The sequence below is a fragment of the Hydrogenobacter sp. genome (genome assembly GCA_041287335.1).
GTDB lineage: Bacteria > Aquificota > Aquificia > Aquificales > Aquificaceae > Hydrogenobacter.
Genome location: JBEULM010000051.1, coordinates 44,675 through 70,279, shown reverse-complemented (window position 1 = coordinate 70,279; position 25,605 = coordinate 44,675). Strand labels below are relative to the sequence as shown.

General features: G+C 41.2%; 25 protein-coding genes. 14 read left to right on the top strand and 11 right to left on the bottom strand.

Going from position 1 to position 25,605, the window contains the following annotated elements; genetic code table 11:
* The coding region (locus ABWK04_07895) for a zinc ribbon domain-containing protein (protein MEZ0361794.1) at nucleotides 1–287 on the top strand (287 nt) is incomplete at its 5' end.
* A 92-nt stretch (nucleotides 288–379) separates the two neighbouring features.
* Complete coding sequence (locus tag ABWK04_07890) at nucleotides 380–832, top strand: hypothetical protein (GenBank protein MEZ0361793.1); 453 nt, start codon at nucleotides 380–382, stop codon at nucleotides 830–832.
* On the opposite strand, the gene aroA is transcribed toward ABWK04_07890, so the two are convergent.
* On the bottom strand, nucleotides 816–2,114 hold the full coding sequence (gene aroA, locus ABWK04_07885) for a 3-phosphoshikimate 1-carboxyvinyltransferase (protein ID MEZ0361792.1): 1,299 nt from the start codon (nucleotides 2,112–2,114) through the stop codon (nucleotides 816–818). The genes ABWK04_07890 and aroA overlap by 17 nt on opposite strands.
* Nucleotides 2,115–2,133: 19 nt before the next feature.
* On the opposite strand from aroA, the gene murF reads away from it, so the two are divergent.
* The 6 genes from murF to ABWK04_07855 are packed head-to-tail and all read left to right on the top strand — an operon-like array spanning nucleotide 2,134 to nucleotide 11,064.
* Complete coding sequence (murF, locus tag ABWK04_07880; protein ID MEZ0361791.1) at nucleotides 2,134–3,495, top strand: UDP-N-acetylmuramoyl-tripeptide--D-alanyl-D-alanine ligase; 1,362 nt, start codon at nucleotides 2,134–2,136, stop codon at nucleotides 3,493–3,495.
* Nucleotides 3,440–4,027 carry a hypothetical protein gene (locus ABWK04_07875; protein ID MEZ0361790.1) on the top strand — a complete coding sequence of 196 codons (588 nt, stop codon included), beginning with the start codon at nucleotides 3,440–3,442 and terminating at the stop codon, nucleotides 4,025–4,027. The genes murF and ABWK04_07875 overlap by 56 nt, the downstream gene beginning before the upstream one ends.
* 48 nt (nucleotides 4,028–4,075) lie before the next feature.
* The gene (locus ABWK04_07870; protein MEZ0361789.1) at nucleotides 4,076–5,389 is read left to right on the top strand and encodes a TolC family protein; all 1,314 of its coding nucleotides are present in this window, start codon (nucleotides 4,076–4,078) and stop codon (nucleotides 5,387–5,389) included.
* Nucleotides 5,386–6,501, top strand: coding sequence for an efflux RND transporter periplasmic adaptor subunit (locus ABWK04_07865; GenBank protein ID MEZ0361788.1), 1,116 nt, complete (start codon nucleotides 5,386–5,388; stop codon nucleotides 6,499–6,501). The genes ABWK04_07870 and ABWK04_07865 overlap by 4 nt, the downstream gene beginning before the upstream one ends.
* A gap of 1 nt (nucleotide 6,502) precedes the next feature.
* Nucleotides 6,503–9,739 (top strand): efflux RND transporter permease subunit, encoded by a 3,237-nt coding sequence (locus tag ABWK04_07860; GenBank protein ID MEZ0361787.1) that lies wholly within the window; start codon nucleotides 6,503–6,505, stop codon nucleotides 9,737–9,739.
* Between the two features lie 20 nt (nucleotides 9,740–9,759).
* Nucleotides 9,760–11,064 (top strand): homoserine dehydrogenase, encoded by a 1,305-nt coding sequence (locus ABWK04_07855; GenBank protein ID MEZ0361786.1) that lies wholly within the window; start codon nucleotides 9,760–9,762, stop codon nucleotides 11,062–11,064.
* On the opposite strand, the gene ABWK04_07850 is transcribed toward ABWK04_07855, so the two are convergent.
* The 3 genes from ABWK04_07850 to ABWK04_07840 are packed head-to-tail and all read right to left on the bottom strand — an operon-like array spanning nucleotide 11,061 to nucleotide 13,588.
* Nucleotides 11,061–11,474: a phosphate-starvation-inducible PsiE family protein gene (locus tag ABWK04_07850; GenBank protein ID MEZ0361785.1), complete on the bottom strand. Its 414-nt coding sequence runs from the start codon at nucleotides 11,472–11,474 to the stop codon at nucleotides 11,061–11,063. The genes ABWK04_07855 and ABWK04_07850 overlap by 4 nt on opposite strands.
* Nucleotides 11,475–12,254 carry a citryl-CoA lyase gene (locus tag ABWK04_07845; GenBank protein ID MEZ0361784.1) on the bottom strand — a complete coding sequence of 260 codons (780 nt, stop codon included), beginning with the start codon at nucleotides 12,252–12,254 and terminating at the stop codon, nucleotides 11,475–11,477.
* Nucleotides 12,254–13,588: a SurA N-terminal domain-containing protein gene (locus ABWK04_07840; GenBank protein ID MEZ0361783.1), complete on the bottom strand. Its 1,335-nt coding sequence runs from the start codon at nucleotides 13,586–13,588 to the stop codon at nucleotides 12,254–12,256. The genes ABWK04_07845 and ABWK04_07840 overlap by 1 nt, the downstream gene beginning before the upstream one ends.
* A gap of 59 nt (nucleotides 13,589–13,647) precedes the next feature.
* Here ABWK04_07840 and ABWK04_07835 point away from each other — a divergent pair, with 59 nt between their 5' ends.
* From ABWK04_07835 to ABWK04_07815, 5 genes are read left to right on the top strand one after another with little or no spacing between them, the layout of a single operon-like run.
* The gene (locus ABWK04_07835; GenBank protein MEZ0361782.1) at nucleotides 13,648–14,091 is read left to right on the top strand and encodes a TraR/DksA family transcriptional regulator; all 444 of its coding nucleotides are present in this window, start codon (nucleotides 13,648–13,650) and stop codon (nucleotides 14,089–14,091) included.
* A complete protein-coding gene (locus ABWK04_07830) occupies nucleotides 14,088–15,251 on the top strand; it encodes an iron-containing alcohol dehydrogenase (GenBank protein MEZ0361781.1) in 1,164 nt (387 codons plus the stop codon). The genes ABWK04_07835 and ABWK04_07830 overlap by 4 nt, the downstream gene beginning before the upstream one ends.
* 1 nt (nucleotide 15,252) lies before the next feature.
* On the top strand, nucleotides 15,253–16,068 hold the full coding sequence (locus ABWK04_07825) for a protein kinase (GenBank protein MEZ0361780.1): 816 nt from the start codon (nucleotides 15,253–15,255) through the stop codon (nucleotides 16,066–16,068).
* The gene (locus tag ABWK04_07820) at nucleotides 16,065–16,745 is read left to right on the top strand and encodes a polysaccharide deacetylase family protein (GenBank protein ID MEZ0361779.1); all 681 of its coding nucleotides are present in this window, start codon (nucleotides 16,065–16,067) and stop codon (nucleotides 16,743–16,745) included. Before ABWK04_07825 ends, ABWK04_07820 begins: the two co-directional genes overlap by 4 nt.
* A complete protein-coding gene (locus ABWK04_07815; GenBank protein MEZ0361778.1) occupies nucleotides 16,742–17,785 on the top strand; it encodes a glycosyltransferase family 4 protein in 1,044 nt (347 codons plus the stop codon). The genes ABWK04_07820 and ABWK04_07815 overlap by 4 nt, the downstream gene beginning before the upstream one ends.
* On the opposite strand, the gene ychF is transcribed toward ABWK04_07815, so the two are convergent.
* The 3 genes from ychF to ABWK04_07800 are packed head-to-tail and all read right to left on the bottom strand — an operon-like array spanning nucleotide 17,775 to nucleotide 21,224.
* Entirely contained in the window at nucleotides 17,775–18,872 is a 1,098-nt protein-coding gene (gene ychF / locus ABWK04_07810) for a redox-regulated ATPase YchF (GenBank protein ID MEZ0361777.1), read from the bottom strand. The genes ABWK04_07815 and ychF overlap by 11 nt on opposite strands.
* A 34-nt stretch (nucleotides 18,873–18,906) precedes the next feature.
* Nucleotides 18,907–20,130: a type II secretion system F family protein gene (locus ABWK04_07805; protein ID MEZ0361776.1), complete on the bottom strand. Its 1,224-nt coding sequence runs from the start codon at nucleotides 20,128–20,130 to the stop codon at nucleotides 18,907–18,909.
* Between the two features lie 2 nt (nucleotides 20,131–20,132).
* The gene (locus ABWK04_07800) at nucleotides 20,133–21,224 is read right to left on the bottom strand and encodes a type IV pilus twitching motility protein PilT (GenBank protein ID MEZ0361775.1); all 1,092 of its coding nucleotides are present in this window, start codon (nucleotides 21,222–21,224) and stop codon (nucleotides 20,133–20,135) included.
* 43 nt (nucleotides 21,225–21,267) lie between these two features.
* Here ABWK04_07800 and ABWK04_07795 point away from each other — a divergent pair, with 43 nt between their 5' ends.
* Nucleotides 21,268–21,825, top strand: coding sequence for a Fe-S-containing hydro-lyase (locus ABWK04_07795; protein ID MEZ0361774.1), 558 nt, complete (start codon nucleotides 21,268–21,270; stop codon nucleotides 21,823–21,825).
* Here ABWK04_07795 and rimO read toward each other — a convergent pair.
* Genes rimO through ABWK04_07775 form a run of 4 tightly spaced genes read right to left on the bottom strand, consistent with a single transcriptional unit; the run spans nucleotide 21,822 to nucleotide 25,595 of the window.
* Nucleotides 21,822–23,084 (bottom strand): 30S ribosomal protein S12 methylthiotransferase RimO, encoded by a 1,263-nt coding sequence (gene rimO / locus ABWK04_07790; protein ID MEZ0361773.1) that lies wholly within the window; start codon nucleotides 23,082–23,084, stop codon nucleotides 21,822–21,824. The two genes, ABWK04_07795 and rimO, sit on opposite strands and share 4 nt — an antisense overlap.
* Complete coding sequence (locus ABWK04_07785; protein ID MEZ0361772.1) at nucleotides 23,081–23,992, bottom strand: MBL fold metallo-hydrolase; 912 nt, start codon at nucleotides 23,990–23,992, stop codon at nucleotides 23,081–23,083. Before ABWK04_07785 ends, rimO begins: the two co-directional genes overlap by 4 nt.
* On the bottom strand, nucleotides 23,989–24,732 hold the full coding sequence (gene trmD, locus ABWK04_07780) for a tRNA (guanosine(37)-N1)-methyltransferase TrmD (GenBank protein MEZ0361771.1): 744 nt from the start codon (nucleotides 24,730–24,732) through the stop codon (nucleotides 23,989–23,991). Before trmD ends, ABWK04_07785 begins: the two co-directional genes overlap by 4 nt.
* Nucleotides 24,729–25,595 carry a tyrosine-type recombinase/integrase gene (locus ABWK04_07775; GenBank protein ID MEZ0361770.1) on the bottom strand — a complete coding sequence of 289 codons (867 nt, stop codon included), beginning with the start codon at nucleotides 25,593–25,595 and terminating at the stop codon, nucleotides 24,729–24,731. The genes trmD and ABWK04_07775 overlap by 4 nt, the downstream gene beginning before the upstream one ends.
* Between the last annotated feature and the right edge of the window lie 10 nt (nucleotides 25,596–25,605).

Sequence of the window (25,605 nt, the reverse complement as noted above, 5' to 3'; positions counted from 1 at the left end):
ATGTAGATAAAAGAAACAGAAAAACGCAAGAGAAGTTTGAGTGTAGGTTATGTGGTAGGAAGCTGAATGCGGATGTGAATGCGTCCAGAAACCTGTCTGACCGTGTCAGATGGGGGATGCATTTACGCCGTATTCCGCAAGTCCTTGTCAGGCAGGTGGATAGGTTTTTGAAAAACCTGTCTGGTGAGCGGTATAAGTGCCTCAGGAGTAAGGCACTGGGCTTACTGTCTGAAAATCCTTATTTTAGAGGGTTTTCAGACATAGTCCTAAACCCGATGCATAGATAGATGTCTATAAATGGGATATCTGTCTATGCAAAGGGATACTCTCTACTCTTTACCTTTGACTTTTTTGTTGCTACCTGTTAAAATTGTAAACGATGATACTCAAAGAGGTAATGCTCTTCCTCCACATAGTTTTTGCTACTTTGTGGGTAGGCGGGATGCTCTTTCTGGTATTTGTGCTTGCACCTTTTGTAAGGAAGTTGCCGATGAAGGATCAAGCTTTTCAAGAGGTGGGTAGACGCTTCAGCTTTTTTGGGACACTCCTTGCACTATTGGGACTTTTCTTAACGGGTCTATTTAACATACATTACATACTCGGTTTTGCCAACCTTTTTAGTTTTTCAAATCCTTACACACTAACTCTTTGGCACAAGATAGGTCTATTTATTTTAGTTGTAATAATTTCTCTGATACATGACCTGTACTTTGGTAAAAAGGCTGTTGAAAGTAGTTTTTATAGGATAGTGGCTCGCTTTTTAGGATTTGTCAATTTACTTTTGAGCCTCGTTATAGTTTACTTGGCTGTCATACTCAGGTTCGGTGGATGATCTTATTCAGATCTTCGTAAAAGTCCGGATACGATACGGATACACATTCGGGGTTATCTATAGTTGTTTCTCCTTCAGCCACAAGACCTGCAACGGAGAAAGTCATAGCTATGCGGTGATCTCCAAAAGTTCTTATGAGAGATCCTCTGAGCCTTTCAACACCCTCTATGTAAAAACCATCTTCATACTCTTCAATGTTTGCCCCCATATTTTTTAGGTTTTCTACAGTTGCCCTTATCCTATCGCTCTCTTTGACTCTCAGCTCCTCTGCACCTTTAACGGTTGACGTACCTTCCGCTAATGACATAACTAAAGCCAGAAGAGGTAGTTCATCTATGAGGGATGGTATATCTTCCTTCACTACATCTATACCTTTGAGCTTTTCTGTCCCTTCTATAACTATATCGGCTACAGGTTCTCCGGAGATCTCTCTCAAGTTGGTGTACTCTATGCGAGCACCCATCTGTCTGAGCTTTCTAAAAAAACCATCTCTGGTTGGGTTCACGAGAACCTCTTTCAGAACTAAGTGAGAACTTTTGGTAAGGACAGCTAAGGCTGTGAAGAAGGCTGCTGATGAAGGATCGGCAGGGCATGAAACTTCACAACCGTATAGTTTTTGTTCGCCCTTCAATTTTATTATGTGACCTTCTTTAGTTTCCATTTGCGTGATTTCCGCTCCAAAGAGTCTCAGCATTCTCTCCGTGTGATCTCTTGAAAGGTAAGGTTCGGTTATCTCGGTTATGCCATCAGCCCTTAGACCTGCCAAAAGCAGTGACGATTTGACTTGTGCAGAAGCCTTCTTGTTAAAGAAGGATATACCTTTTAGCTTTCCTCCTCTTACTCCTATGGGGAGTTTGTTCCCTCTTTCTCTACCGTCAATTGAGGCTCCCATCTGCCTGAGGGGTTCTACTACTCTGAGCATGGGTCTGTTTCTCAGGCTTTCATCTCCTGTCACAACGCTGAAAAACTCCTGAGTGGCAAGTACACCTAAGAGGAGTCTGGCGGTTGTTCCCGAATTTCTGGCATCTAACACGTTGTATGGCTCAATAAAGTTATAATTCCTCCCGCTGACTCTAATCTCGTCACCTCTTCTTTCTATCTGTGTTCCTACCTGAGCAAAGGCGTTTAAGGTTGCCATCGTATCGTCAGAGACAAGCCAGTTTCTTATGACACTCCTTCCTTGTGCAAGCGCTGAGAGGATTATCGCCCTGTGGGATATGGACTTGTCAGAAGGTACCCTCAACTGTCCTTTCACAACCTTTACTTTTCTCAAAGTGAGCATTGCATTAAGATTATACATTATGCTAACTGCATTGGAACTTGCCCGTATATGCGAAGGTAAACTCTACGGAAAGGATAGCACTTTTTCAGGTTTCTGTAGTGATAGTAGGGAGGTAAAAGAGGGAAATATTTTTGTCGCTTTGAGGGGAAGCAGGCATGATGGTCACGATTTTGTCCACGAGGTATTTCTAAAAGGAGCTGTAGGTGCTATAGTAGAAAAAAAATTGCCTGTTCCCGATGGTAAATTTCTTCTGGTAGTGGAAGACACACTTAGCGCTCTTAGAAGAATAGCTACTTATAGGAGGGAACGCTTCAAAGGTAAGGTTATAGGAGTAGCGGGATCTGCAGGTAAGACAACTACAAAGGAGATGATATCCTTCCTGCTTTCTAAAAAGGGCAAAGTGTGCAAAACACCGAAGAATTATAACTCGCAGATAGGTGTACCTCTCTCCATAGCTAACTTTGATGACGATTGTGACTTTTGGGTTGTGGAAATGGGTGCAAGCCAAAAGGGTGATGTAAAAAAGCTTGTAGATATAGTCAAGCCCCACGTGAGAGTCATAACAGCTATAGGCGAAGAACACCTTGAGACTTTCGGATGCTTAGATGATGTGATACTCGGCAATGGTGAGATCTTTGAAGATATGAGGGATGAGGACTGGGCTATTTTGCCCTATTATGTATCTCACTGTTACGATCTGAAAAAAGCGATAACTTTTGGTGATGAAGGACAAATAAAGGCTCAAGATGTAAAGCTAACAAGCAAAGGAATTAACTTTAAAGTAAATGGTATGAACTTGAGTCTTCCGGTTCCAAGTTTGGCGCTAATGGAAAATGTACTCTGTACGCTTTGCGTTTTAAAAGCTTTGGGATACGATTGGGATGAATTCGCTTCATATCTCACAATCTTTGAGCCTTCTCCTCAAAGATTTAATCTCATAAAAAAGGAAAATTTACTCATCATAGATGATACTTACAACGCTAACCCTCCCTCTGTTAGAAAAGCCCTTGAATCCCTTTCTCTTTTTGAAGGCTACAAGATCGCCCTTTTAGGTGATATGCTTGAGCTTGGTACTCTGTCCGAGATGTACCACAGAGAGGTAGGAAGGCTTTGCGCACATTTAAACATAGACATGTGCATTTTCTACGGCAGGAATATGCGCTTCGCTTACGAGGAATGCCTCCGTTATAACGTATCTTGCTACCATACCCTCTCAAGAGAGAAGCTCATGAGCTACATACGGGACATTATAAAAGAAGGAAGCGTTATACTTATAAAAGGTTCCAGAGGCATGGAAATGGAATATTTTGTGAGGGAGTTGGAATATGAAAGTGAGTGTGTATTTGGAAAAGGTGGGAAAAAGGGGAAAGGTAACCTTTAAAACATACACCAACAAGCTTAAACTGGAAGGGGAAAAGCTGTACCTGTCACTTACTCCCATTTTGGAACGTTATGCGATTCTCGGGAGCAGTGCAAAAGTTGGTTGGGATGACACTGTCATCCCTTGCAGGATAATCGGAAAGAGCGAAAAGGAAATCATACTCGCTATACCTGAGGACATTTTGAAAGCGGAAAAGCTAAGACTCTTCATTACAAAAAGGTCCCCTGTAGTCTTTTTAAAGATAGGTAACCTACTAAGACCTTTTGAGATAGTAGACATATCAGGATATGGCTTTACAGTACGTGCGGTAAGTTACGACTTGATTGATGAGCTTATAGATACAGCGGTAAGATTCCGTATAATACTCGGTGAGGAAATGCAGCAGATAGAAGGTGAATCTTGGCTTATAGATGTCCTTGAAGAAAGTGAAGGAAAGCTCAAAATGAGTTTTGGTATAGCTTTGGACGAAGAGGAAAAGGATAAGTTAAAGGAATATCTACGTAAAGCCCTTAAAACACTACTGATGAGTTGACAATTTAAGAAAATTAGAATATTATTATATTCCGTTTGTGAGGTGAATATGAGAACATTCCTGTTAGCTGTAACTTTTGCAGGTGTGGTTCATGCGGGAGAGCTTGATTTGCAAGAGGCTATACATCTCGCTTTGGAGAACAACCTTGAAATAAAGGCTCTCAAAAATGAGGTAAAAGCGAGTGAGCTTGAACTAAAGGCATCGAAGGGAAGCTACTTTCCTAAAATAAAGGTCGACGAGATATTTACCAGAACCGATATACCTGTATATGCTTTTATGACGAAACTTAATCAAGAGCGTATAAAACTTGAGGACTTTAATCCTACAAAACTCAATAATCCATCTCCTTTGAGCAACTTTGAGACAAAGCTGAGTATAGAAATACCTCTATGGCTTGGAGGAAAGCTCCAAGCTATGGAAAAGGTAGCATCTCATAATCTTTCCGCCGTGAAAGAAGATTACGAGAGGAAAAAGGACGAGATAATCTTCAAAGTTTATAACGCATACATGGATGCAGTTCTTGCTAAAAATGCAATAAAGGTCAGTGAGCAGGCTGTAATGGATGCAAAAGAGCATGTGAAACTCGCTGAAAGCATGCAAAAGGTGGGGACCGCTTTACTTTCGGATGTACTCAGGGCAAGGGTGTATTTGTCAAAAGCTGAAGAATCCCTCACATCCTCAAAAAACAACTATGGGGTTTCTAAGAAGGCTATTGAGTTAATAACCAACACAGAGCTCGGTGATTTTGACGTATCCGATATAGAGAGCTGTCCAGCGGTAGATGTGGAAGAAATAAAACGGATAGCTTTAGAAAAAAGACAAGACATTAAAGCTCTTCAGGAGAGAATAAAGGCGATGGAAAGTATGTACAGGGCTATCATTTCGGATAACCTACCTCAGATTTACGCTTTCGGTTCTTACTCTTTATATAGTAAGAGCGCACCTCTTGGAGCTGACGGAAGCGGTTATATGGTAGGTGCTGGCATCTCCTGGAGCTTTGATACGGGTCTTTCTACGCTCAAAAAAGCGCAGTCTTATCTTGAGATAAAGAGATCCTTAGAGGAGAAGCTAAAGCTCCTAAAGGCATCTGTACTCTTTGAGATAGATAAGGCTTATGCCAATTATCAAAACGCTCTTTATTCACTCAAGTCTGCGGAAGACAGGATAAAGGAAAGCCAGGAGGTACTTAGAGTTATGGAACTCAGATACAAAGCAGGGCTTGTCAGAATGGTGGACCTTCTGGATGCACAAACCGAACTTGACAAAGCAAGGCTTGAGAAGGTGCAAGCTTTAAACAACTGTCAGAAGGCTTATTCGGATCTGCTTTACTCAGGAGGTCTAATAAGGGAGGTAGTAAAATGATGAAATATCTCAAATATCTGGGATTTTTCACTGTAATCTCCCTTGTAATTCTGTGGCTTGCGGGAGTTTTCAGTCATAGAGAAAGGAGTGAGGAAGTCAAAAGAGAGGTCAGGATAGTGAACGGATTAAAGATAGGTAAAGTTAAAAAGGCTGAGGAAGTTCAGATAGGATATGTAGGCAATATAGTTGCAGATAGTGTAGCGGAAATATCAACAAGGATCGCAGGTAAGGTTACAAGTGTCAAAGTTAAAGAGGGACAAATGGTAAGGAAAGGACAGGTACTTCTCACCATAGACGCTGGGGATATACTCGCTCAAACAAAAGCTGTAAATGAACAGATAAAACAGGCTGAGGAAGCATATAAATCGGCTCTTTCTAACTACGAAGCTGTGAAAAAAACCTACGAAAGGTACAGTTCACTGCTTAAAGAGAATGCGGTAACACAGCAAGAATTTGATCAGATAAAAGCCCAATATGAAACCGCGAAGGCTCAAGTGGAACAAGCAAGGGCTGGCATTCGTGCTTTTCAGTTTCAAAAGCAAGCTGTTATGTCAAATCTCGGTTATACTACGCTTAAAGCACCTTTTGATGGATATGTAGCTTACAAAAAAGTGGATGTTGGGGATCTTGCAAGCCCTGGAGCCCCTCTCTTAGTTATAGAAAAACCACCTTATAAGCTGGAAGTGAGTCTTCCAGAAGAGTATGTGGGCAAAATAAAAGTTGGGGACATTTACCCAGTTTACGTGGAGGCTATTGATAAGATTGTTCAAGGTAAAGTTTCAGAAGTTTCTCCATCGCTTGATCCCACGACGAGAACTTTTAGGATAAAGTTACAGCTAAGTGAAGGAGATCTCAAGAGTGGTATGTATGCAAAGCTACTTCTTCCAGAAAAATTGAATGTATTGCTTGTGCCTGAGAGTGCCATATTCAGGAGGTTTGATTTTACTGGGGTTTGGGTAGTAAAACCGGACAATACATTGGAACTTCGTTTTGTGAAGCTCGGAGAAAGGAGAGGAAATATGGTTGAAGTTCTGTCCGGACTTAGCGCGGATGAACGAATAGTAACAGAAGGTATAGAGAGAGCTTGTGACGGATGTAAGATAGGAGGATAAGATGTACGGGCTTGCGGGAAGACTCGCTAACTACTTTATAGATTCCAAGCTTACCCCCCTGCTCGTACTTGTATCTTTGGCTCTGGGTATTTTTGCAGTGATAACAACTCCGAAAGAGGAAGAGCCTCAGATAGTGGTACCAATGATAGATATATTCATAAGCTATCCAGGTGCTACACCAGAGGAAGTAGAAAGGAGGGTTGTCACACCGCTTGAGAAAAAACTTTGGGAGTTGAAAGACATCGAGTACATATACTCGGCATCTTCTGAAGGTAAAGCGGTAGTTACCGCAAGGTTTTATGTAGGAACAGATCCGGTAAAAGCCCTCGTGGATCTGAATACAAAAATGATGTCAGCTATGGATCTTGCACCGCCAGGTGTTGTTCTTCCTCCATTGATAAAGTCTAAGTCCATTGATGATGTTCCCATATTGACCCTTACCCTTTGGGGAAAGTCTTATGACTGGTACAGCCTGAGGAGAATAGCCTCAACCGTTGAAAATGAAATAAAAAAGATCAATGATGTTGCTGACGTTTTTGTTGTAGGAGGAAGACCGAGAGAGATAAGGATAATACTTGATCCAACAAAGATACAAGCCTATAACATATCACCTCTTTACTTGGCTCAGGTAATAAAAAGTGCAAACGCACAAGAAGTTAGCGGGAATATAACACAAGCTAACAAAGTTTATCAGATAAGGACTGGCGAATTTCTAAAATCAAAGGAGGATGTGGAGAACATACTTGTAACAGTGGTAAACGGTAAGCCGGTTTATCTCAAAGATGTAGCACAAGTAATAGATGGTCCTTCAGAGATAAAAGATTACGTACTTATGGGTTTTGGTCCTAAGGCAGATGAAAAAGGCATAAAAAATGTTAAGGAGGGAGATCTTTATCCAGCTGTAACCATAGCTGTTTCAAAGAGGAAAGGCACAAATGCGGTAAATGTTGCAGAAGAAGTGCTACGCCTTGTTGATCACTTAAAAGGTAACATAATACCAAAAGATGTGAATATTACAGTAACGAGGAATTACGGAGAAACCGCCAAAGAAAAAGCTGACGAACTTCTTGAGCACCTCTTTATAGCCACCTTTTCTGTAATACTGCTCATCGCTGTGGCTTTAGGGGTAAGAGAAGCGGTGGTTGTTGGCATAGCAGTTCCTATAACCTTGGCTATAGCCCTCTTCTTGAGCGAGATGTACGGATTTACGTTAAACAGGGTCACCCTTTTTGCTCTCATCTTCGCAATAGGCATTCTCGTAGATGACGCTATAGTTGTTGTGGAAAACATACATAGGTGGTTTGAGCTCAAACTTGCAAAAACTCCTCGAGAAGCGATAGTGAGAGCTACCGACGAGGTGGGGAATCCAACTATATTAGCAACGTTTACAGTTATCTCCGCCCTTATGCCCATGGCTTTCGTTACAGGGCTTATGGGACCCTATATGAGACCAATACCCATAAACGCCTCTGTTGCCATGTTCTTCTCACTCTTGGTAGCTTTCATAATAACACCATGGGCATCTTACAAATTCCTAAGACACGATCGAGAGGCTAACATGCATGAAATAGATATAAAAAATACAGCCTTCTGGAGGGTATATTCGAGGATCATGGTGCCTTTGATCATCAGTAAACCTAAAAGGTATGCCTTTTATACCTTTACGTTGCTTCTACTTATTTTGTCCCTCAGTCTTTTCGTCACAAAAGCAGTTATAGTGAAGATGCTACCGTATGATAACAAAAGTGAGCTTCAAATAGTTCTTGATATGCCCGAGGGTACACCTTTGGAAAAAACCTTGGAAGTCGCCAAGGCGATAGGTGATTATGTATCAAAACAAAGCATAGTTACAGATTACCAAATATATGTAGGTACAGCATCTCCCTTTAACTTCAACGGTCTTGTGAGGCACTACTATTTGAGGCACGGAACGAATTTAGCGGATATTCAGGTAAATCTCATAAATAAACACGAAAGATTGGAACAATCCCACGATTTCGCCAAAAGGATAAGACCTACTGTACATGAAATAGCCCGTCAATACGGTGCCAAGTACGTGGCAGTAGTGGAGGTTCCACCAGGTCCTCCCGTACTGTCTCCCATAGTAGCCGAAGTTTATGGACCTGATCTGAAAGAGCAAGAAAAGTTCGCAAAGGAGGTTTTAAAAGTTTTCAAGGAGACACCTTCTATAACGGATGCGGGTATATACTTAGAAGAACCTGCACCTATGATAAAGCTCATTGCAAAGGAAGACAAATTGAAAATGGCTGGTCTTAGCAAAGAGGAGCTTGTAAATACACTGAGAGCTTTGATAGGTGGATACCAAGTGGGAGTGTTGCAAAACACCGACGCCGAACACGTACCTATAGTGATAAGGTTTGACGAAAAGTATAGGACTATGGACCTTTTGAAAAACCTGAAAATACCCACAAGAGATGGCAAGCTCATTCCTCTTTCGGAGCTCGTTTCTATTTCGGAAGATACTCTACCTACCACTATATATCACAAGAACCTCAGAAGGGTAGTTTACGTAATAGGTGACGTTTCTGGAAGGGAGGAAGCCCCCTTTTACGGTATACTTGATGTGAGAAACAGAGTCCTAAATATTCCCAACCCTTACGGAGGTATAAAAGAGCTTTGGATGTCTTTACCTCTCGTGGAAGACAGTATTTACATCAAGTGGGATGGTGAGATGCAAATTACCTTAGAGGTTTTTAGGGATCTAGGGCTTGCCTTTGGAGTAGCCCTTTTTGTTATGTACGTTCTCATATTGGGTTGGTTTAAGGACTTTAAAGTGCCTGGCGTTATAATGGCACCTATACCTCTTACCTTGGTAGGTATAGTACCGGGGCATTTGTTACTTGGTGCCTTCTTCACAGCAACTTCCATGATAGGATTTATCGCTCTTGCCGGTATAATAGTAAGGAATTCCATACTTTTGGTAGACTTTGCTGAAGAGAGAATAAGGGACGGTGTACCACCTCATCTGGCTGTTGTTGAGGCAGGAGTCATAAGAACACGCCCAATATTATTGACAGCGGTTGCGGTTATTGTAGGTGCTTTTGTGATACTCTTTGATCCTATATTTAACGGACTTGCCATATCCTTGATATTCGGAACCATAGGTTCAACTACCCTAACTCTCGTTCTCATACCTATTATGTATTACGCCTCAAAGGTAAAAAGGCTCGCAGTTATACCATCCCCAGAAGAAGTGCAGAAGGACATACTCAGATAGCAATTTGTTATAATAAACATGTGAAGGTAAGAGTAGGCATAGTAGGTTGCGGTGTTGTAGGAACAGGGACCGTAAAGCTCCTTTTAGAAAACGCTCAAATTATAAAGAAGAAAACAGGCGTTGAACTTTCGCTTACAAAAGTGGCTGATAAAGATTGGGAAAGAAAACGGGAAATAGATGTTCCTTTTGAATTAAGAACACTGGACTACAGGGAGGTCATCAAAGAGAGTGACATAGTTGTTGAATTAGTTGGAGGAAAGACCTTTGCAAAAAGCCTTATACTTGAAGCTTTAGAAAATGGAAAGCACATAGTCACTGCAAATAAACGCTTACTTGCTGAGGATGGTTTTGAAATATTCAAAAAAGCTAAGGAAAAAGGACTGTATGTAGGTTTTGAAGCATCGGTAGGTGGAGGTATACCTATAATTAAAGCTCTGAAAGAGGGTCTCGTTGCTAACAGGATAAACACTATATACGGTATCCTTAACGGCACAACAAATTATATACTTACGAGGATGCTTGAGGATGATATGGACTTTCTTCATGCACTGGAACTTGCCCAAAAACAAGGTTATGCTGAATCAGATCCCTCCCTTGACATAGATGGATGGGATTCAGCTCATAAGATATGCATACTTTCTATGATAGCATTTGGAAAGTATGTTCCCTTTGAAGAGGTTTATGTGGAAGGTATAAGGGATATTGACATACTTGATGTGGAACTGGGAAAGGAGCTTGGATATACTCTGAAACTTTTAGCCATATCCAAGAGGACAGATGGGGAAATAGAGGTAAGAGTTCATCCCACTTTTATAAGGTCAGAAGATGCATTGGCTAAGGTTTCTGACGTTTACAACGCAATTATGGTAGAAGGTGACTTTGTAGGGAAAACCATGTTCTACGGAAAGGGTGCGGGATCTCATCCTACAGCTTCAGCGGTAGTTTCGGATATTGTGGATATAGCCAAAAAGATGCTTTTCTGTAGCAAAGATCGCGAAGAATTCCAGTGGGAAACACAGCCAGTAGGTATAAACAGGAACTTTTACAGCAGGTACTACATGAGATTTGACGTACCTGACAAACCGGGAGTTTTGGCAAGTGTATCAAGGGTTTTAGCTGATTACAACATAAGCGTGGCAAGTGTTCTTCAAAAAGAAAAAGTCTGCAAGATGGCGGGTAGGGAAGGTGAAGCAATAGTTCCGCTTGTAATACTTACTCATAAAGCTTATGAGAAGAGCATGCAAAAAGCTATTGAGGATATAAAGAAACTTCCCGTCATAGTAGGAGAGCCTGTGATCATTCGCGTTGAAGAGGAAGCCTATTAAGCCTTCGGGACCTTGTAAAATAAGCTTATGCTTCTTGCACCTATGAGAAATATCACACCGAAAGACCAGAAGAATACATCTACACCTGACATCTTCCCTTCAAAAAGGTGAAGCATGAATTCCCTTATTACGAAAGCTATAAGTACTTCCAAAAGTATGTCCACCCTTACCCTCTCGTGTTCAAAAAAGTCTATGAACGCCCTTATAAGCTCAAGCACTACAATGAGCGAAAGTACATTTGTAACAAGTTCTTTATAGCCAAGCCTTACCGTAGATTCAGAAGCCGTGAGACCTATCTCGGAAACCGTCCTGTATATACCTACAAATAAACCTACTATCAGTATTACAATGGTTATGTTAAAAGCCAACCTCACAAAAGTTTTGTATATCTTTGATACTAACTCTTGCATTTATATCTTTTTGATTTCAAGTGGCAGTTCCCTCGGAGGTAGTCCAGTGTATTCCACATCCCTCTCCTCATCAAGCCTCTTTGAAAAGGGTTTTTCGGTAGTTAGCTCTTCGTAAACGTGCGCCACAAGACCAGGCACCCTTCCTATGATAAAAAATCCCTTACCGAGCCTCCAATCAAATCCCATTTCAGATGCCACTGCAGCAATAGCTCCATCTACGTTCAAGACGAGCTTTTTACCTTTTTGCCTACCTATCTCTTCAGCTACAGCTTCAGCAAACTCGCAATGCATCCCATAAAACTCCAAAGCCTTAGCTATATCCATGAGCCTCTTTGTTCTCGGATCAAAATCCTTATAGTATCTGTGTCCATAGCCCGGTATAGGTTTTTTACTTTCCAAGTACTCTCTCACTATATCCTCAACACTCCTCTTACTTGATACGCCATCCTGCAGAAACTTCATGGCATCCTCAAGGGCACCCCCGTGAGCCGAACCGAAAGCTAATATGCCCGCTGCCACACCCACGTTAAGAGAATTACCTCCGGATGCGACAGCTCTAGCTGCTATGGCAGAAGGTGGAGCTATGCCGTGGTCTATGACGGAAACCAGCATAGCTTCCATCATCTTGCTCTCCCTCTCGTTTGGAAGTTCACCTTTGAGTATCAAATAAACAGCTTGTGCAAAGGAAAGGTTTCCTACAAGATCGAGAAGTCTGTAACCTCTTATGTAAGTCTCGTGTCCTACATGCTGGGTTATACTTGTCCTCCACATTTTTTCCATCAAGCGCCTCCTTTTATAATCTCTTCGTTTATCTCTATTTTAGCATTTCTCATAAGATGATCTATGAGGTAGTTTACCATAGCGTCCGACTTCATGTTTAAAATATCCTGTGCCAATTTTTTAACCTCTCCCTCATCCACAGCTTTTTTCTTTCTTTCCGTTATTAGAAAAACACCGTAACCTTGAGTTAATTGATAAGGACCAAACACCTTTTCCTTTGATAGTAGCAAGCCCGCAACTTGTTCTTCTTTTACCTTTGCCACACTCATTATCTGGTTGGCAGGTGTATCACTGAAGGTTAAGTATTTTAAATCCACATCCCTGCCCTCGGAAAGTGCCTTGTAAACCTCCTGTGCTTTATCTCTCAGAAGGGAAATCTTCTTCTGTTCTATTAAAGCTGATTTTATCTGATCCTTCACCTCATCAAAGCTTCTCACACCGGCAGGTTCAACTTTGTAAAGATAAACTAAAAAGTACTGATCACCCTCCTTTGTTACGGAAATGCGCTCTTTATCGCTCAATCTTGAAACTTCCGAGCTTACACCTTTGGGTATTTTATTTTCGTCGTCGGGAAGTATATATTCAGTGTAACCTGCTGGCTGTTTGCCCTCTTTTAGCAATCTGTATATGCCTTCCACCCTTCCTTTATCCTTCTCAATCCATACTCTTATAAGCTTTCTTTCAGCTCTCTTGAAAAGCTCCTTGTTCTTTTGGTAAAAGTTCAGCATCTCCTCCTGAGTAGGTGTGTATGATATTTTTACATCTGATGGTGTTATCAAATAAAGCCTCCCAGAAAGTAAGGTGGATTGTACCGCTATGTTGACTTCCTTTTCCTTGTCTGAGAGATAAACTCCGTTGGACACAAGCGCCAAAAGTTTCTGTATAGTTAACATTTTTCTTATGTAATCTTCATATTCTTCAGGCATAAGTCCTACCCTTGCAAGCATTTCCCTATATTTGGAAGCGCTAAAATTTCCATTTTCCTGAAAAGTAGGATCGCTTTTTATAACGCTTATAACCTCTTTGTCAGATGCAGAAAAACCTAAAGATTTAGCCTTCTGGTACAAAAGCTCTTGGGTTATAAGATTTTCAATTACCTGTTTCTTTATGACCTCCTCAAGTTCCCTATTTTGGATGTTAGAGAATCTCAGAAGTTCCCTTCTATAATCCCTCAAAGTTATGCAGCTACCGTTTACCTTCGCCACACACTTTTTACCTACAGACGTTATATCTCTGACGCTTCCAGTAAAAAAAAGCCAGAGGAAAAAGGCACCTGATGCCAGTGCGATTATGAATGTAACTAAGGTTTTATGCTTTTGGATCAAGACATACATGGCAAAAATTTTAACACAGGTTATATTATTAAACCTTAAAACGCAGGAGGTACAAAAAGATGCTTACAAAGGAGATATTGGAGAGTTTAAGGGCGAAGTTACTTGAAGAGAAAGCTAAAATCCTTGAAAGGTACCGTAAAAAGGAAGATACCCAAGCCAGAATAGGAGAGGAAGTTAAAGAGCCAGGTGATCTTGAGGATCTTAGCCAAATGACTTACACGCAGGAGCTTCTTGACACTTTGTCCGCCCGTGAGGTTTTCATGCTCAGGGAGATAGATTACGCTCTTCAAAAGATGGATGCGGGTTCTTACGGTATATGCGAGTATTGTGGTGAAGAGATACCTCAGGAGAGACTTTTGGCTATACCGTGGACGAGGTATCACGCTCACTGTGCGGAGAAAGTGGAAGAGGAAGGTATAATACCTACCTATCCTGCGCCCACTTTTGAAGGTACCATACCTGAAGAGATGGAGATCCAGAGGGAAGATATAACGGAGGCATGAAAGGCTTTGAGTTTTACCTGCCGGTGGAGATCATCTTTGGCTTAGGTTCCGTAAAAAGGGTAGGGGAGATAGCAAGACGTTTCGGTTTTAAGGCGTTGATAGTTACTGGAAAGAAAAGTGCCAAAGAGAGCGGTGCGCTCGATCAGGTACTTGGTTCTTTGGAAGAGGCTGGTATAAGGGAAGTTATCTTGTTTGACGGTGTGGAGCCAAATCCTACGGATAAACAGGTAAATACCGCAAGTGATATAGCTGTTAGGGAAAAGGTGGACTTTATAATAGGTCTGGGGGGAGGAAGCTCTTTAGACGTTGCTAAGGCGGTGTCCATAGTTTCTTCTAACGAAGGCTATGCGTGGGATTACGTAAGTTACCCGGAAGGGTCAAGGCTAATACCTTTTCTGAATAGACCTGTAATATGTATCCCCACAACCGCTGGAACAGGTAGTGAAGTAAACAGATATTCTGTAATATCCAATCCTATAAGGAAGGAGAAACTTGTCATATCACATTCTCTCAATTATCCCAAAGTGGCGATAGTGGATCCTGCACTTACAAAGAGTATGGATGCGAAACTTACCGCAATCACAGGAATAGATGCCTTCATACATGCTCTTGAGTCTTTCACAAACAGAGCTTACAATCCTATTGCTGATGATCTTGCAATAAGATCTATTAAAATAATAAGAGAGTGGCTACCTATTGCGGTAGAAGATCCTCAAAATATTAAAGCAAGGGAAATGATGAGCTACTCAGCTATGCTTGCAGGTATGGCTATAGACAAAAAGAGAGTGGCTCTTATACATATTATGGAGCATCCCGTTTCGGCACATTACCCCTTTGTTGCGCACGGTGAAGGTTTAGCTATTCTCGCTCCTGTGGTAACTGATTTTAACTGTAGAGGAAATTCGGAAAAGTACGCACTTTTTGCTGAGATCATGGGTTACGAAAAGAAGGCTTCAAAGGCTGTGAATGCTCTGATGGATCTTTTAGAAAGAGTTAACTTGACCTTAAGTCTCAAATCCTTAGGTGTTAAAAGGGAAAGTCTTGAAAGGTTCACAGAAGATGTACTTATGCTATCAGGAGCTTCTCTTAAAATAAATCCTGTAGAGCCTTCACCTGAAGATATATACCACATTTACGAAAAGGCTTACGAAGGCTTTTAATATGGACAAGCTGGAGGAAGGTGATTTAATTTTAGGTACTTATCAAGTCCTTTCCTTTCTTGGAGGGGGAACTTTTGGGGATGTTTATAAAGTTAAGGTTTTGAAGGGAAGGTACAGAGGAAAGATCATGGCTCTGAAAGTGGCAAAAAACGCCGAAGTTTTACCCTATCTATGGAAGGAAGTACAGACCTTGCTTTTACTCAACCATCCTCATATAATATCACTGCAGAGTTATCTTTATAAGAAAGACAGAGGAGAACTTTATGTACTTTACGAACTCATGGATGTAGGTGATTTAAAAGATTACGTAAAAAACAAAGGTACACTGCAGGAGAATGAAGCTCTGAAAGTTTTACTGCACGTAGCGAGAGGACTTGAGTTTTTACACGGTAGGGGATACATACATGGGGATATAAAGCCGGAAAACATCTTTGGCAAAAAGGTGCTTCGTGATACAGTTTGGAAGCTTGGTGACTTCGGACTTGTGAGGATAAGAGGTAGCCAGAGCGTAATAGATGTAAAAGGTACGGTAGGGTACATTGCACCGGAAGTATTCAGGTGCGAGATACACAGAAGCAGTGACATATTTTCTCTGGGCTGTGTACTTCACTTTATGCTCACGGGAAGAGATCCCTTTGAGTGCATAGACAAAAAGCAAAAGCTCAAAAGAAACAAAGAAGGATCTTACACTCTGGACGATGCTCTATCAGAGCGTATAAAAAGATTACTCGGCATAATGCTGAGCAGTGATCACAGTAAGAGGTTCAGAACAGCAAAAGAACTTATTGAATACATGATAAGGGAGAGGTTAGCGTGAAGGTTCTTACCTACCACAACGTAAGCTATCCACCACCGAGGGCAAAACTTAAAACTCTTTACGTTAAACCGCCAAGCTTTAAAAGACAGATAAGACTGCTTGAACTTTTTGGTTACAACTTCTCAAATAGCGATGCGGTTCTCAGAAAGGAAAAGCCAAAGAAGGGCATATTGCTGACTTTTGATGACGCTTATCTGGACTTTTGGGAACATGCCTTTCCCATCTTGAAGGAATTGAATCTCCCTGCATTGGTTTTCGTACCCGCAAGCCTTGTGGGAAAGTTTAACCAGTGGGACTATATAAAATTGAATGTAAAAAAACCTATAATGGATTGGGAGCATCTGAGAGAGCTTATAAAAGCTGGCATAGAAATAGGCTCACACAGTTTAACTCATCCTTACCTCTCAAAGATACCTCGTCAAAAGGCAAAGGTGGAGATAGAGGATTCAAAAAAACTCCTTGAAGATAAACTGAGCATTGAAGTTAAAGCTTTTTGCTACCCTTACGGAGATTATAATCCAGAGGTTAGGGATATGGTGGAAGAAGCTGGTTATATAATGGCATTTACCACAAAACATGGCTCGGTGGAGGATAGCCATAACCCTTTTGAAATAAGAAGGTTGACAGTATTTGGAAGCGATTTTTCGCTTAAGTTCCTTTTGAAGGTAGCCTTATGAGAGTTCTTTGGCTGAATGGCAATCCCAATCCCAACTTTGGAGGGACTGAAATACACACTGTACAGATGATAAAAGAGCTTTTAAAGGAAAGTGTAGACATACTTTTAGTTTGCGCTAAGGATTCCTATGTGGACAAACACACCTTAGAGATTGAAAAATTTCATTTATCCTTTCCCCACAGTCTGGCTCTGGTAAGTACAATAAAACTCCTGAGTCTGGTAAAGAGATTGAAGCCGGACTTTCTTGTAGCGAACAATGGCAAAGAGTATCCTAATGCGGTAATAGCTGGCAAGTTGGGTGGTACAAGAGTGGTACTCTTTAGACATATGGAGAGAATGAAACAACGAATAGTCAGAAAGATTATCTTTCCACAGGTAGACCTTTTCTTAGCGGTAAGCGAGCATGTGAAGAAAAATCTCATAGAGGAAGGTGTAAGGGAAGATAAAATTAAGGTAATTTACAACGTAGTCGATGAGGAGAGGTTTTTTTACAGAGAGAAGTCCCCAAAGTCAGTGGAGCTTCTCTTTGTGGGGAAGCTTGAGGAAGGAAAAGGAGTTATGGATTTTTTAATGGCTTTTGATTCTCTGCTCAATACTGAAAAAGATCTCAAAGCCTGGATCGTGGGAGATGGTAAGTTAAGGGAATGTATAAAGTCTTACATAAACGAGAGGGGAATACATGAGCATGTGAGCGTAGTTGGTTATGTTCCTGATGTTGAGGAGTATTACAAAAGGTCGCATATATGTGTAATACCTTCAAAAGAGACAGAGGCTTTTCCGAGAGTTGCTATAGAGGCACTTGCCTGTGGTTGCGCCCTTGTAGTTTCGGACGTAGGTGGTATTAAAGAGGCTGTAGAAGAAGGAAGGAATGGCTACGTATTTAAAGCGGGAAATCTGACTGACCTCGCCAAAAAACTCAAAAAAGCTGTAAACCATTGGAGAGAAATGTCTCAAAACTCCCTCAAGGTTTACAAGAAAAAGTTTTCAAGGGATTCAGTGATAAATAATTTTATGGAAAGTTTAGAGAACCTCAGACGTTGAACCTAAAGTACACTATGTCACCATCCTTTATCTCGTAATCTTTACCCTCAAGTCTCACAAGTCCAAGTTCTTTGGCTTTGCTAATAGAGCCTATTTTGGTATAGTCTTCATAGTTTATAACTTCGGCAGCTATAAAGCCCTTTTCAAAATCTGAGTGTATCTTTCCTGCAGCTTGAGGGGCTTTAGTACCTTTAATTACTGTCCAAGCTCTTGTTTCTTTCTCTCCAGCTGTAAAAAAGGTTATTAGGTTCAAAAGCGCGTAACCCTCTCTTACGAACTTGTTAAGACCAGGTTCCTCAAGTCCGTAAGCTGATAGTAATTCCTTCCTCTCTTCTTGTGGAATACTTACAAGCTCAGCCTCAAGTTTTGCACAGATAACAACAACAGGCGCACCCTCTTGCTTTGCATACTTTATCACATTATCTACATAGCTGTTTCCCAAAAGTCCCTCCTCATCTACATTCGCCACGTACAGGACAGGTTTTATGGTAAGTAAAAATAGCGTTTTTCTTGCATATTCACTTATCTCAACGGGAAGTTCCTTATGTTTTCTTACTGGCTCTATGTTTTCCAAAATGTTGCGCAGATAAAGGAGTTTTTCAAGCTCCTCTTTTGCTTTTTTGTCTCCAAGTCTTGCCATCTTTTCTATCTTCTCTATCCTTTTGCTCACCGTTTCAAGGTCTTTTGCTATTAATTCCAGATCTATTATCTGAGCGTCTCTTACTGGATCAACTGTACCTTCCACATGAACTACGTCAGGATCCTCAAAACATCTCAAAACCATAGCGATGGCATCCACCTCCCTTATGTGGGCTAAAAATTGATTTCCAAGCCCTTCACCTTTGCTGGCGTTACGGACAAGACCAGCTATGTCAACAAACTCAATGAATGTAGGTGTGACCTTTCTTGATTTCTCAAGCTCAGCTATCCTATAGAGCCTTTTATCGGGAACCTCCACAACACCCATATTGGGTTCTATAGTACAGAAAGGATAATTCCCGGCTTGAGCCTTGGCTGATTCAGTGATAGCGTTAAACAGGGTGGATTTGCCTACATTGGGAAGCCCCACTATTCCTATACTCAGCATAAATGAATAAATATAAGCATCTTGCTGTTTTCAATCAACCTTTTATGAGTTCTCCCATCTTGAAGATGGGTAGGTATAGCGCTACGAGTATGAGACCCACAATACCGCCTATGAATACCATAAGTGCGGGTTCTATAAGTTTTATCATTCCCTCAACGGCTCTATCAAATTCGTCCTCGTAAAACCTCGCTATGGTATCAAGCATCTCGTCAAGTCTTCCCGTGTCTTCACCGACCCTCACCATAGCTATAACGAGCTTTGGGAATATACCTGTCTCTTCTAAAGAAGAATGCATAGGTTTACCTTCTATGACTCTCTTCTTTGCTCTGTCTACTGATTCCTTTATCACAAGGTTCCCAGTGACTTGACCTGCTATGTCAAAAGCTCTTTCAAGGGAAACCCCGCTCGCAAAGAGTGTTGCCATAGTTCTTGCAAACTTTGCCATGGCACTCTTTAAGACAAGCTCTCCCATCTTTGGAGCTTTAAGTGAAAAAGCATGAACGGATCTCCTGAAGGCATAATTTTTCTGATAAAGCAATCTAAAAGTTGCGGAAAATAGTAATATTACGCCTATTATAAGCATGAGGTTATTTCTTAAAGCGTTTGATGCATTAACGAGCATTTGTGTAGGAAGTGGAAGCTCACCTCCAAGACTTTGATACATCTGGGCAAAGGTAGGTACAAGGTAGTATAGTATGCCAGTAACTATGATGGTGGCTATTACTACTACAAAAATAGGATAAAAAGAGGCACTCTTTATCTTACTCTTTATCATAGCCATCTTTTCGTAATAATCTGCTGCTCTTATAAGGGCAACGTCAAGATTTCCCGTTTCCTCACCAACCTTAGCAAGATTCACCACAAGCTCGGGAAACACTTTGGGAAACCTGTTCATAGCCGCAGAGAGGGACATACCTTCACTTACCATCTTGGCTACTTCTTTTGAGGCTTCAGAGAGGGATCTGTTGGGAAGCTGTTCGGAAAGTATGTTTATAGCATCTATTATGTTTACCCCTGCATTTATCATAGTACCGAGCTGTCTGCAGAATATGGATATATCTCTATCCTTTACGCCTTTAAGAAAAGGCAGGCTTATTTTTATCTCCCTCTTCTTCTTAACTTCAAGCTCCTCTACCTCAACTATGGTAAAACCTTTTTGCTGAAGCTCCGATACGAGAAGCTCATGGCTCGGATAAGTAACTTCTTGCTCCACAAAGGTGCCATCTTCTCCAAAGGCTCTGTATCTAAACTTAGGCATATTTAAAAGCTCCTACCTATCATCCTTTCAAGTTCTTTTACATCTGGAGAGTACTTGAAAGCGTCGTCAAGGGTTATGAGACCTGCCCTATAGTGACCTGCCAGAGATTGATTCATAGTTTGCATACCCGTTTCGGCTTGACCGCTTTGCATCATGGCGTACACCTGCTGAAGTTTGTTCTCCCTTATTAGGTTTCTGATCGCTGTGTTTGGGATCATAAGCTCGTAAGCTAATATCCTCCCACCCCCTACCTTTGGGAGAAGTCTTTGGGAAATAACTCCTTGAAGTACAAAGGAGAGCTGTATCCTTATTTGCTCCTGCTGTGTAGGAGGAAAGACATCTATAATCCTCGTTATTGTTGATATAGCGGTATTTGTATGAAGCGTTCCAAAAACCAGGTGTCCAGTTTCCGCAGCCCTGAGGGCTATCTCTATAGTCTCAAGATCCCTCATCTCACCTACAAGAATAACATCTGGATCTTCACGTAAAGCTGCTCTTAGCGCGCTCGCAAAGCTATCCACATCTTCCCCTATCTCCCTCTGATTCACTATGCTTTTTTTGTGTTGAAAGACATACTCAATGGGATCCTCTATAGTTATTATGTGATAAGGAAAGTTTTCATTTATGTAATTGATGAGAGAAGCCAAAGTAGTAGTTTTTCCTGAACCCGTCGGACCTGTTACTAAAACAAGTCCCATACTTTTGTGGCATAGTTCAAGTACCTTTTCCGTGAGTCCCAGCTCTTTTACGCTCATTATCTTGTAAGGGAGCCTTCTAAACGCTCCAGCTATGGAGTTTCTCTGGAAGAAGACATTAGTTCTGAACCTCCCTATGTCCTTAACACCAAAGGAAAAGTCCACTTGACCCTTCTCTTCAAGATCCTTTCTGTGCCTTTCGGACATAACTGAGTATGCGAGCTTTTGCGTCATTTCAGGTGTCAGCACTGGGTATTCAGCAAGAGGTGTTATCCTACCATCTATCCTTACTGAAGGCTTTGCTCCAGGTGTTATATGAAGGTCACTGGCACCGAGCTGTACCGTTTTAATTAAAAGATCCACAAGCTTAACCTCTTGAGACTGCGCAGTAGGCGTCATACTTCCCTCCTTATAAAATAATATAGTATTGTAAAATGATTTTATGGAGAAAAGGATATCTACTCCCTTGACGGATGAGATTGTGGAAAGTCTTAGAGTAGGTGACAAGGTACTTATAACCGGATATATATACACAGCGAGAGATGCAGCCCATAAGAGGATGGTGGAAGCCTTAAGCAGAGGCGAAGCTCCACCTTTTGATATGAGGGGACAAGTCATATACTATGTTGGACCAACGCCACCAAAACCTGGGCAGGTTATAGGCTCTGCAGGACCGACTACAGCTATCAGAATGGATAAATACGTAGAACCACTTCTGAAGCTTGGACTCAAGGGTATGATAGGTAAAGGCTACAGAAGTCAACAAGTTAGAGATCTTTTAGTAAAGTACAAAGCTGTTTATTTTGCTGCTGTAGGTGGTGTGGCTGTCCTTCTACAAAAGAGTATAAAATCCTCCGAAATAATAGCTTACGAAGATCTCGGTACAGAGGCTGTAAGAAAGCTTTATGTAGAAAACTTTCCTGTTATAGTTGCTAATGACATATACGGGGGCGATGTGTTTGAAGAGGGAAGAATGAAGTTTGCTCAAATTGATCCTTAGATGACTTCAGCTCCAAGGTCGTAATCCCCAACTTGAGTTATCCTAACCTTAACTACCTCTCCCTCTCTTAGTTCTCTGCAGGATTCTATGTAAGTAATTCCGTCCACTTCCGGAGCTTGAGCATAAATCCTACCTATAGGTACGAAGCCAAACTCTTCATCAAAGCCATCTACCAGAAGCTCCAAACTCTTTCCCACAAAAGATCGGAGCTTTCTTTGAGTGATTTCTTTTTGCAACCTAAGAAGCGTCTCTTTCCTCTCCTCCTTTTTACTATGCGGAATAGGATCTCCGAGCAGGTATGCGTGAGTACCCTCCTCCTGATAGTACGGGAATACACCCATCCAGTGAAAGTATCCTTCTTCTACAAAGTCCAAGAGCTTCTTAAAGTCCTCTTCTTCCTCCAGTGGATAACCTACTATGAATGTGGTTCTCAAAACCGCATCGGGTAAGGTTTTAATTATCTTTTCTACGAGCTTTTTTGCAAAAACTTCATCGTATCCTCTCCTCATACTCTTTAAAAGGCGTGTGGATATGTGTTGAAGAGGTATATCAAAATAAGGAAGTACCTTTTCCGAATTGGAAATGTAGTGTAAAAGCCTATCATCCACTTCCGTAGGATAAAGGTAAAGCAGTCTTATCCACTTTATACCCTCAACTTTTTCAAGTTCTGCAAGAAGCTCTGTAAGATATACCTCTTTGTAAATATCCCTTCCATAATAAGTAGTATCTTGAGATACAAGGCAAAGTTCTTTTACTCCCTGATCTGCCAGATGTTTAGCCTCACGAAGAATATCTTCAACTGGTCTTGATCTGTGTCTCCCCCTTATGAGAGGTATGGCACAAAAGGAACAAAGACGGTTACATCCTTCCGAGATCTTAAGATAGGCGTACGATTTTGGTGTGGTAAGTAATCTTTTCTCTTCTCTCTCAGGTTTTAGGTTTAAAAATTCCACAATACTATCCCAACTTTCAGTTCCGAAGTAAGCTACAACTTCCGGGATCTCTTTTCTGAGTTCTTCTCTGTACCTTTGTACTAAGCAGCCCATAACTATTACCTTTTTTTTGTCTGCGAACTCCAAAATGGTCTCTATGGCTTCCATCTTAGCGGGTTCTATAAAACCGCATGTGTTTATCACTATAACGTCAGCCTTTTTTGGATCGCTGACAAGCTCCGCACCGCCCGATCTGAGCTTACCCAAAAGCACCTCTGTATCTACGAGATTTTTAGCACATCCGAGACTTATAACTCCTACCTTCATGGCTCCATATCCAGTTCACTGTCCACTCTGAATATGTTGACGTTGTGAAACTGCTCGTACATAGCATCGTTCTTATATGGGGAATCCTTTAGTGCTTTTTTTATCTCATCTATGAATTTTCCCTCTTCTTTCATCTTCTTTATATTTTGTCTCAAATAAGTAATGTATCCGAGAGTATAGTCAATTGCGCTTTTCTCCATAGGATCGTTGTGTCCACCTAATATGAGCCTTATGTCCATGTTTTTCATCCTGCGAAGTACTTCCTCCCAACCTTTTGAGCTTGCATTCCTGTCCCCCATGAAAGGTATGCGATGATCGTAAACGAGATCCCCAGCGAAGAGTACTTTGCGTTTAGGCATGTATACCACTATATCACTATTTGTATGAGCCGGTGTCATGGCTATTAACTCAAACTCTTCAGAACCTGCACGAATATTCAGTTTATCATCAACAACCAAATCAGGTGGAACTAAAACTACATCGTTGTAAAGACCTTTAAAACTTTTATTTGCTTCTTCAAGTATAGCCCTCGCCTCCCCGGAATTGTAAAGTTCTCGAAGTTTCCTATGTGCAACTATCTTGGCTCCAAAATTATTGTACGTTTTCGCCCCGTACCAATGATCGGGATGATAGTGAGTTATCAAGACATACTTTATCGGGACATTCTTTATACGTAAAAGCTCTTTTGCAAACTTTTCAGATAGCTCAGGAGTGGAAAGAGTATCTATGACTACCCATCCCTCTTGTGTAAGTACAGCGTAAGCGTTTGAAATAAAACCTTCATTTTCCAAAGAAGGTAGAGCATCTACACCCCTCACCATGTAGATGTTCTCTTCCACTTTTTTAAGTTTCATCTCCAGAGAAAAGCCAATAACCACAAGTATCAGAATGTATAGCAGAGCCTTCATCTTCCTTTTACCCAATCTTCAAATTTAGTTCCTTTTTTTATGTTTTCCACTATATCCTTCTCCATAGGAGTGAGATCATCAGGAATGAGATCGGGTCTATACTTCAATGTCCTCTCTATAGAATGCCAGAGCCTCCATAGCTCTATAAGTTTATGATTTCCAGAAAGTAGTACATCAGGAACCTTCATACCTTCGTATTCAGGAGGTCTTGTATAAACTGGATACCCCATCCACCTTCTGAAGGAATCCGACAAAAGACTTTCTGGCTGACTGAGTACCCCTGGTAATAATCTTGCTACACCTTCAAGTAAAGCGAGCGCAAATATCTCACCTCCGGAAAGGACAAAGTCCCCTAAGGATAACTCTTCATCCGCAAGTACGCTTGTGCGCTCGTCTAGACCCTCGTATCTACCACATATAATGGCTATACTTTCCTTCCTACTAAGCCTTTCAAAGTCCTGCTGAACGAGTCTCTTTCCCCACGGTTGAGGTATTATGGTATGCGGCTTTCCATAATTTTGTGTAATACTTCTGTACGCACAGAAAACTGGCTCAGGTTTTATCACCATACCTGGCACTCCTCCATAGGCTTCGTCATCTACTTTCCTCTTGATTGCATACTCTCTTAGATTCACGACGTGAAGTTCCAGAGATCCCTTTTTTATAGCCTGTTTTATAACCCCATACTGTGCATAACCTTGAATCACTTGCGGAAAAAGGGTGAACACAAAAAACTTCATCTTAAGAAATTTTCTATTAGCCGTCTTGCCCTCTCATGACTAAATCTATAGTATATGTCTATAGTGGTTCTTACGTTGGAGTGACCTGCAAACTCTTTAACCACTTCGGCAGGAAATCCACTATTTACAAGGTTAGTTATGTACGTGTGCCTAAAGCTATGAAGAGAAAAAGGAATACCCAATCTGTGAGACAGACGATTGGTAAAAACTTGCAGAGATCCCCTCTTTACCCTAAAGTTTTCATCGTAAGATTCTATCCACGCAAGCAGTCTATCCGTTACAGCGTAAGTCTCTTCCTTAGTGCTTCCAAGTACGGGAACGAGTCTCTCCTTTCTCCTCTTGGTCATGTCAGGCAATAGTCTTATCCACAGAAGACCGCTCTTGTCTTGGTAAAAGTTATCTTCTCTAAGAGAGAGGTACTCAGAAAGCCTTATTCCGCTGTATAAAAAAAGTACGTATATTTTTTCATACTTTGTTCCGCTTACAGCAGACAAGATCTCCCTAACCTCCTCTTTTGAAAGAGCCTTAGGATACCTTTGGGAGAGATTTCTACCTACATCTTCCCTGACTTCATCTATGACAGATTCTATTTGTGAGTACTTCTCTCTATCCACGTATCCCCTTCTGAAGGCAAACTTATAAAAGTGTTTTATGGCAGACAGATGTGTAAGAATAGAAGAGGTATTCAGATTGGATGTATCTACGTAGCTGTATATCTTTTTTGGATCAACGCCGATTATATCCTCTCCCTCTACGTGTCTCAAAAAAGATTGAAGGCTCTTTAAGTAGGTGATAACCGTCCTTCCACTTTTGGTTTTCTCCAGCGTTTTTTTCCAAAGTTGGAGGAGGTCAGCCCTATCCATAAATTTAAAT

Coding starts and splice junctions, on each gene's coding strand:
- ABWK04_07890 (MEZ0361793.1), top strand. CDS start 380: ATGATACTCAAAGAGGTAATGCTCTTCCTCCACATAGTTTTTGCTACT.
- ABWK04_07785 (MEZ0361772.1), bottom strand. CDS start 23,992: ATGAAGGCTCTGCTATACATTCTGATACTTGTGGTTATTGGCTTTTCT.
- ychF (MEZ0361777.1), bottom strand. CDS start 18,872: ATGCTGAGTATAGGAATAGTGGGGCTTCCCAATGTAGGCAAATCCACC.
- ABWK04_07870 (MEZ0361789.1), top strand. CDS start 4,076: ATGAGAACATTCCTGTTAGCTGTAACTTTTGCAGGTGTGGTTCATGCG.
- ABWK04_07830 (MEZ0361781.1), top strand. CDS start 14,088: ATGAAAGGCTTTGAGTTTTACCTGCCGGTGGAGATCATCTTTGGCTTA.
- ABWK04_07850 (MEZ0361785.1), bottom strand. CDS start 11,474: ATGCAAGAGTTAGTATCAAAGATATACAAAACTTTTGTGAGGTTGGCT.
- rimO (MEZ0361773.1), bottom strand. CDS start 23,084: ATGAAGGTAGGAGTTATAAGTCTCGGATGTGCTAAAAATCTCGTAGAT.
- ABWK04_07860 (MEZ0361787.1), top strand. CDS start 6,503: ATGTACGGGCTTGCGGGAAGACTCGCTAACTACTTTATAGATTCCAAG.
- trmD (MEZ0361771.1), bottom strand. CDS start 24,732: ATGAAGTTTTTTGTGTTCACCCTTTTTCCGCAAGTGATTCAAGGTTAT.
- ABWK04_07845 (MEZ0361784.1), bottom strand. CDS start 12,254: ATGGAAAAAATGTGGAGGACAAGTATAACCCAGCATGTAGGACACGAG.
- ABWK04_07835 (MEZ0361782.1), top strand. CDS start 13,648: ATGCTTACAAAGGAGATATTGGAGAGTTTAAGGGCGAAGTTACTTGAA.
- murF (MEZ0361791.1), top strand. CDS start 2,134: ATGCTAACTGCATTGGAACTTGCCCGTATATGCGAAGGTAAACTCTAC.
- ABWK04_07800 (MEZ0361775.1), bottom strand. CDS start 21,224: ATGACGCCTACTGCGCAGTCTCAAGAGGTTAAGCTTGTGGATCTTTTA.
- aroA (MEZ0361792.1), bottom strand. CDS start 2,114: ATGCTCACTTTGAGAAAAGTAAAGGTTGTGAAAGGACAGTTGAGGGTA.
- ABWK04_07775 (MEZ0361770.1), bottom strand. CDS start 25,595: ATGGATAGGGCTGACCTCCTCCAACTTTGGAAAAAAACGCTGGAGAAA.
- ABWK04_07815 (MEZ0361778.1), top strand. CDS start 16,742: ATGAGAGTTCTTTGGCTGAATGGCAATCCCAATCCCAACTTTGGAGGG.
- ABWK04_07805 (MEZ0361776.1), bottom strand. CDS start 20,130: ATGCCTAAGTTTAGATACAGAGCCTTTGGAGAAGATGGCACCTTTGTG.
- ABWK04_07795 (MEZ0361774.1), top strand. CDS start 21,268: ATGGAGAAAAGGATATCTACTCCCTTGACGGATGAGATTGTGGAAAGT.
- ABWK04_07840 (MEZ0361783.1), bottom strand. CDS start 13,588: ATGTATGTCTTGATCCAAAAGCATAAAACCTTAGTTACATTCATAATC.
- ABWK04_07875 (MEZ0361790.1), top strand. CDS start 3,440: ATGAAAGTGAGTGTGTATTTGGAAAAGGTGGGAAAAAGGGGAAAGGTA.
- ABWK04_07865 (MEZ0361788.1), top strand. CDS start 5,386: ATGATGAAATATCTCAAATATCTGGGATTTTTCACTGTAATCTCCCTT.
- ABWK04_07825 (MEZ0361780.1), top strand. CDS start 15,253: ATGGACAAGCTGGAGGAAGGTGATTTAATTTTAGGTACTTATCAAGTC.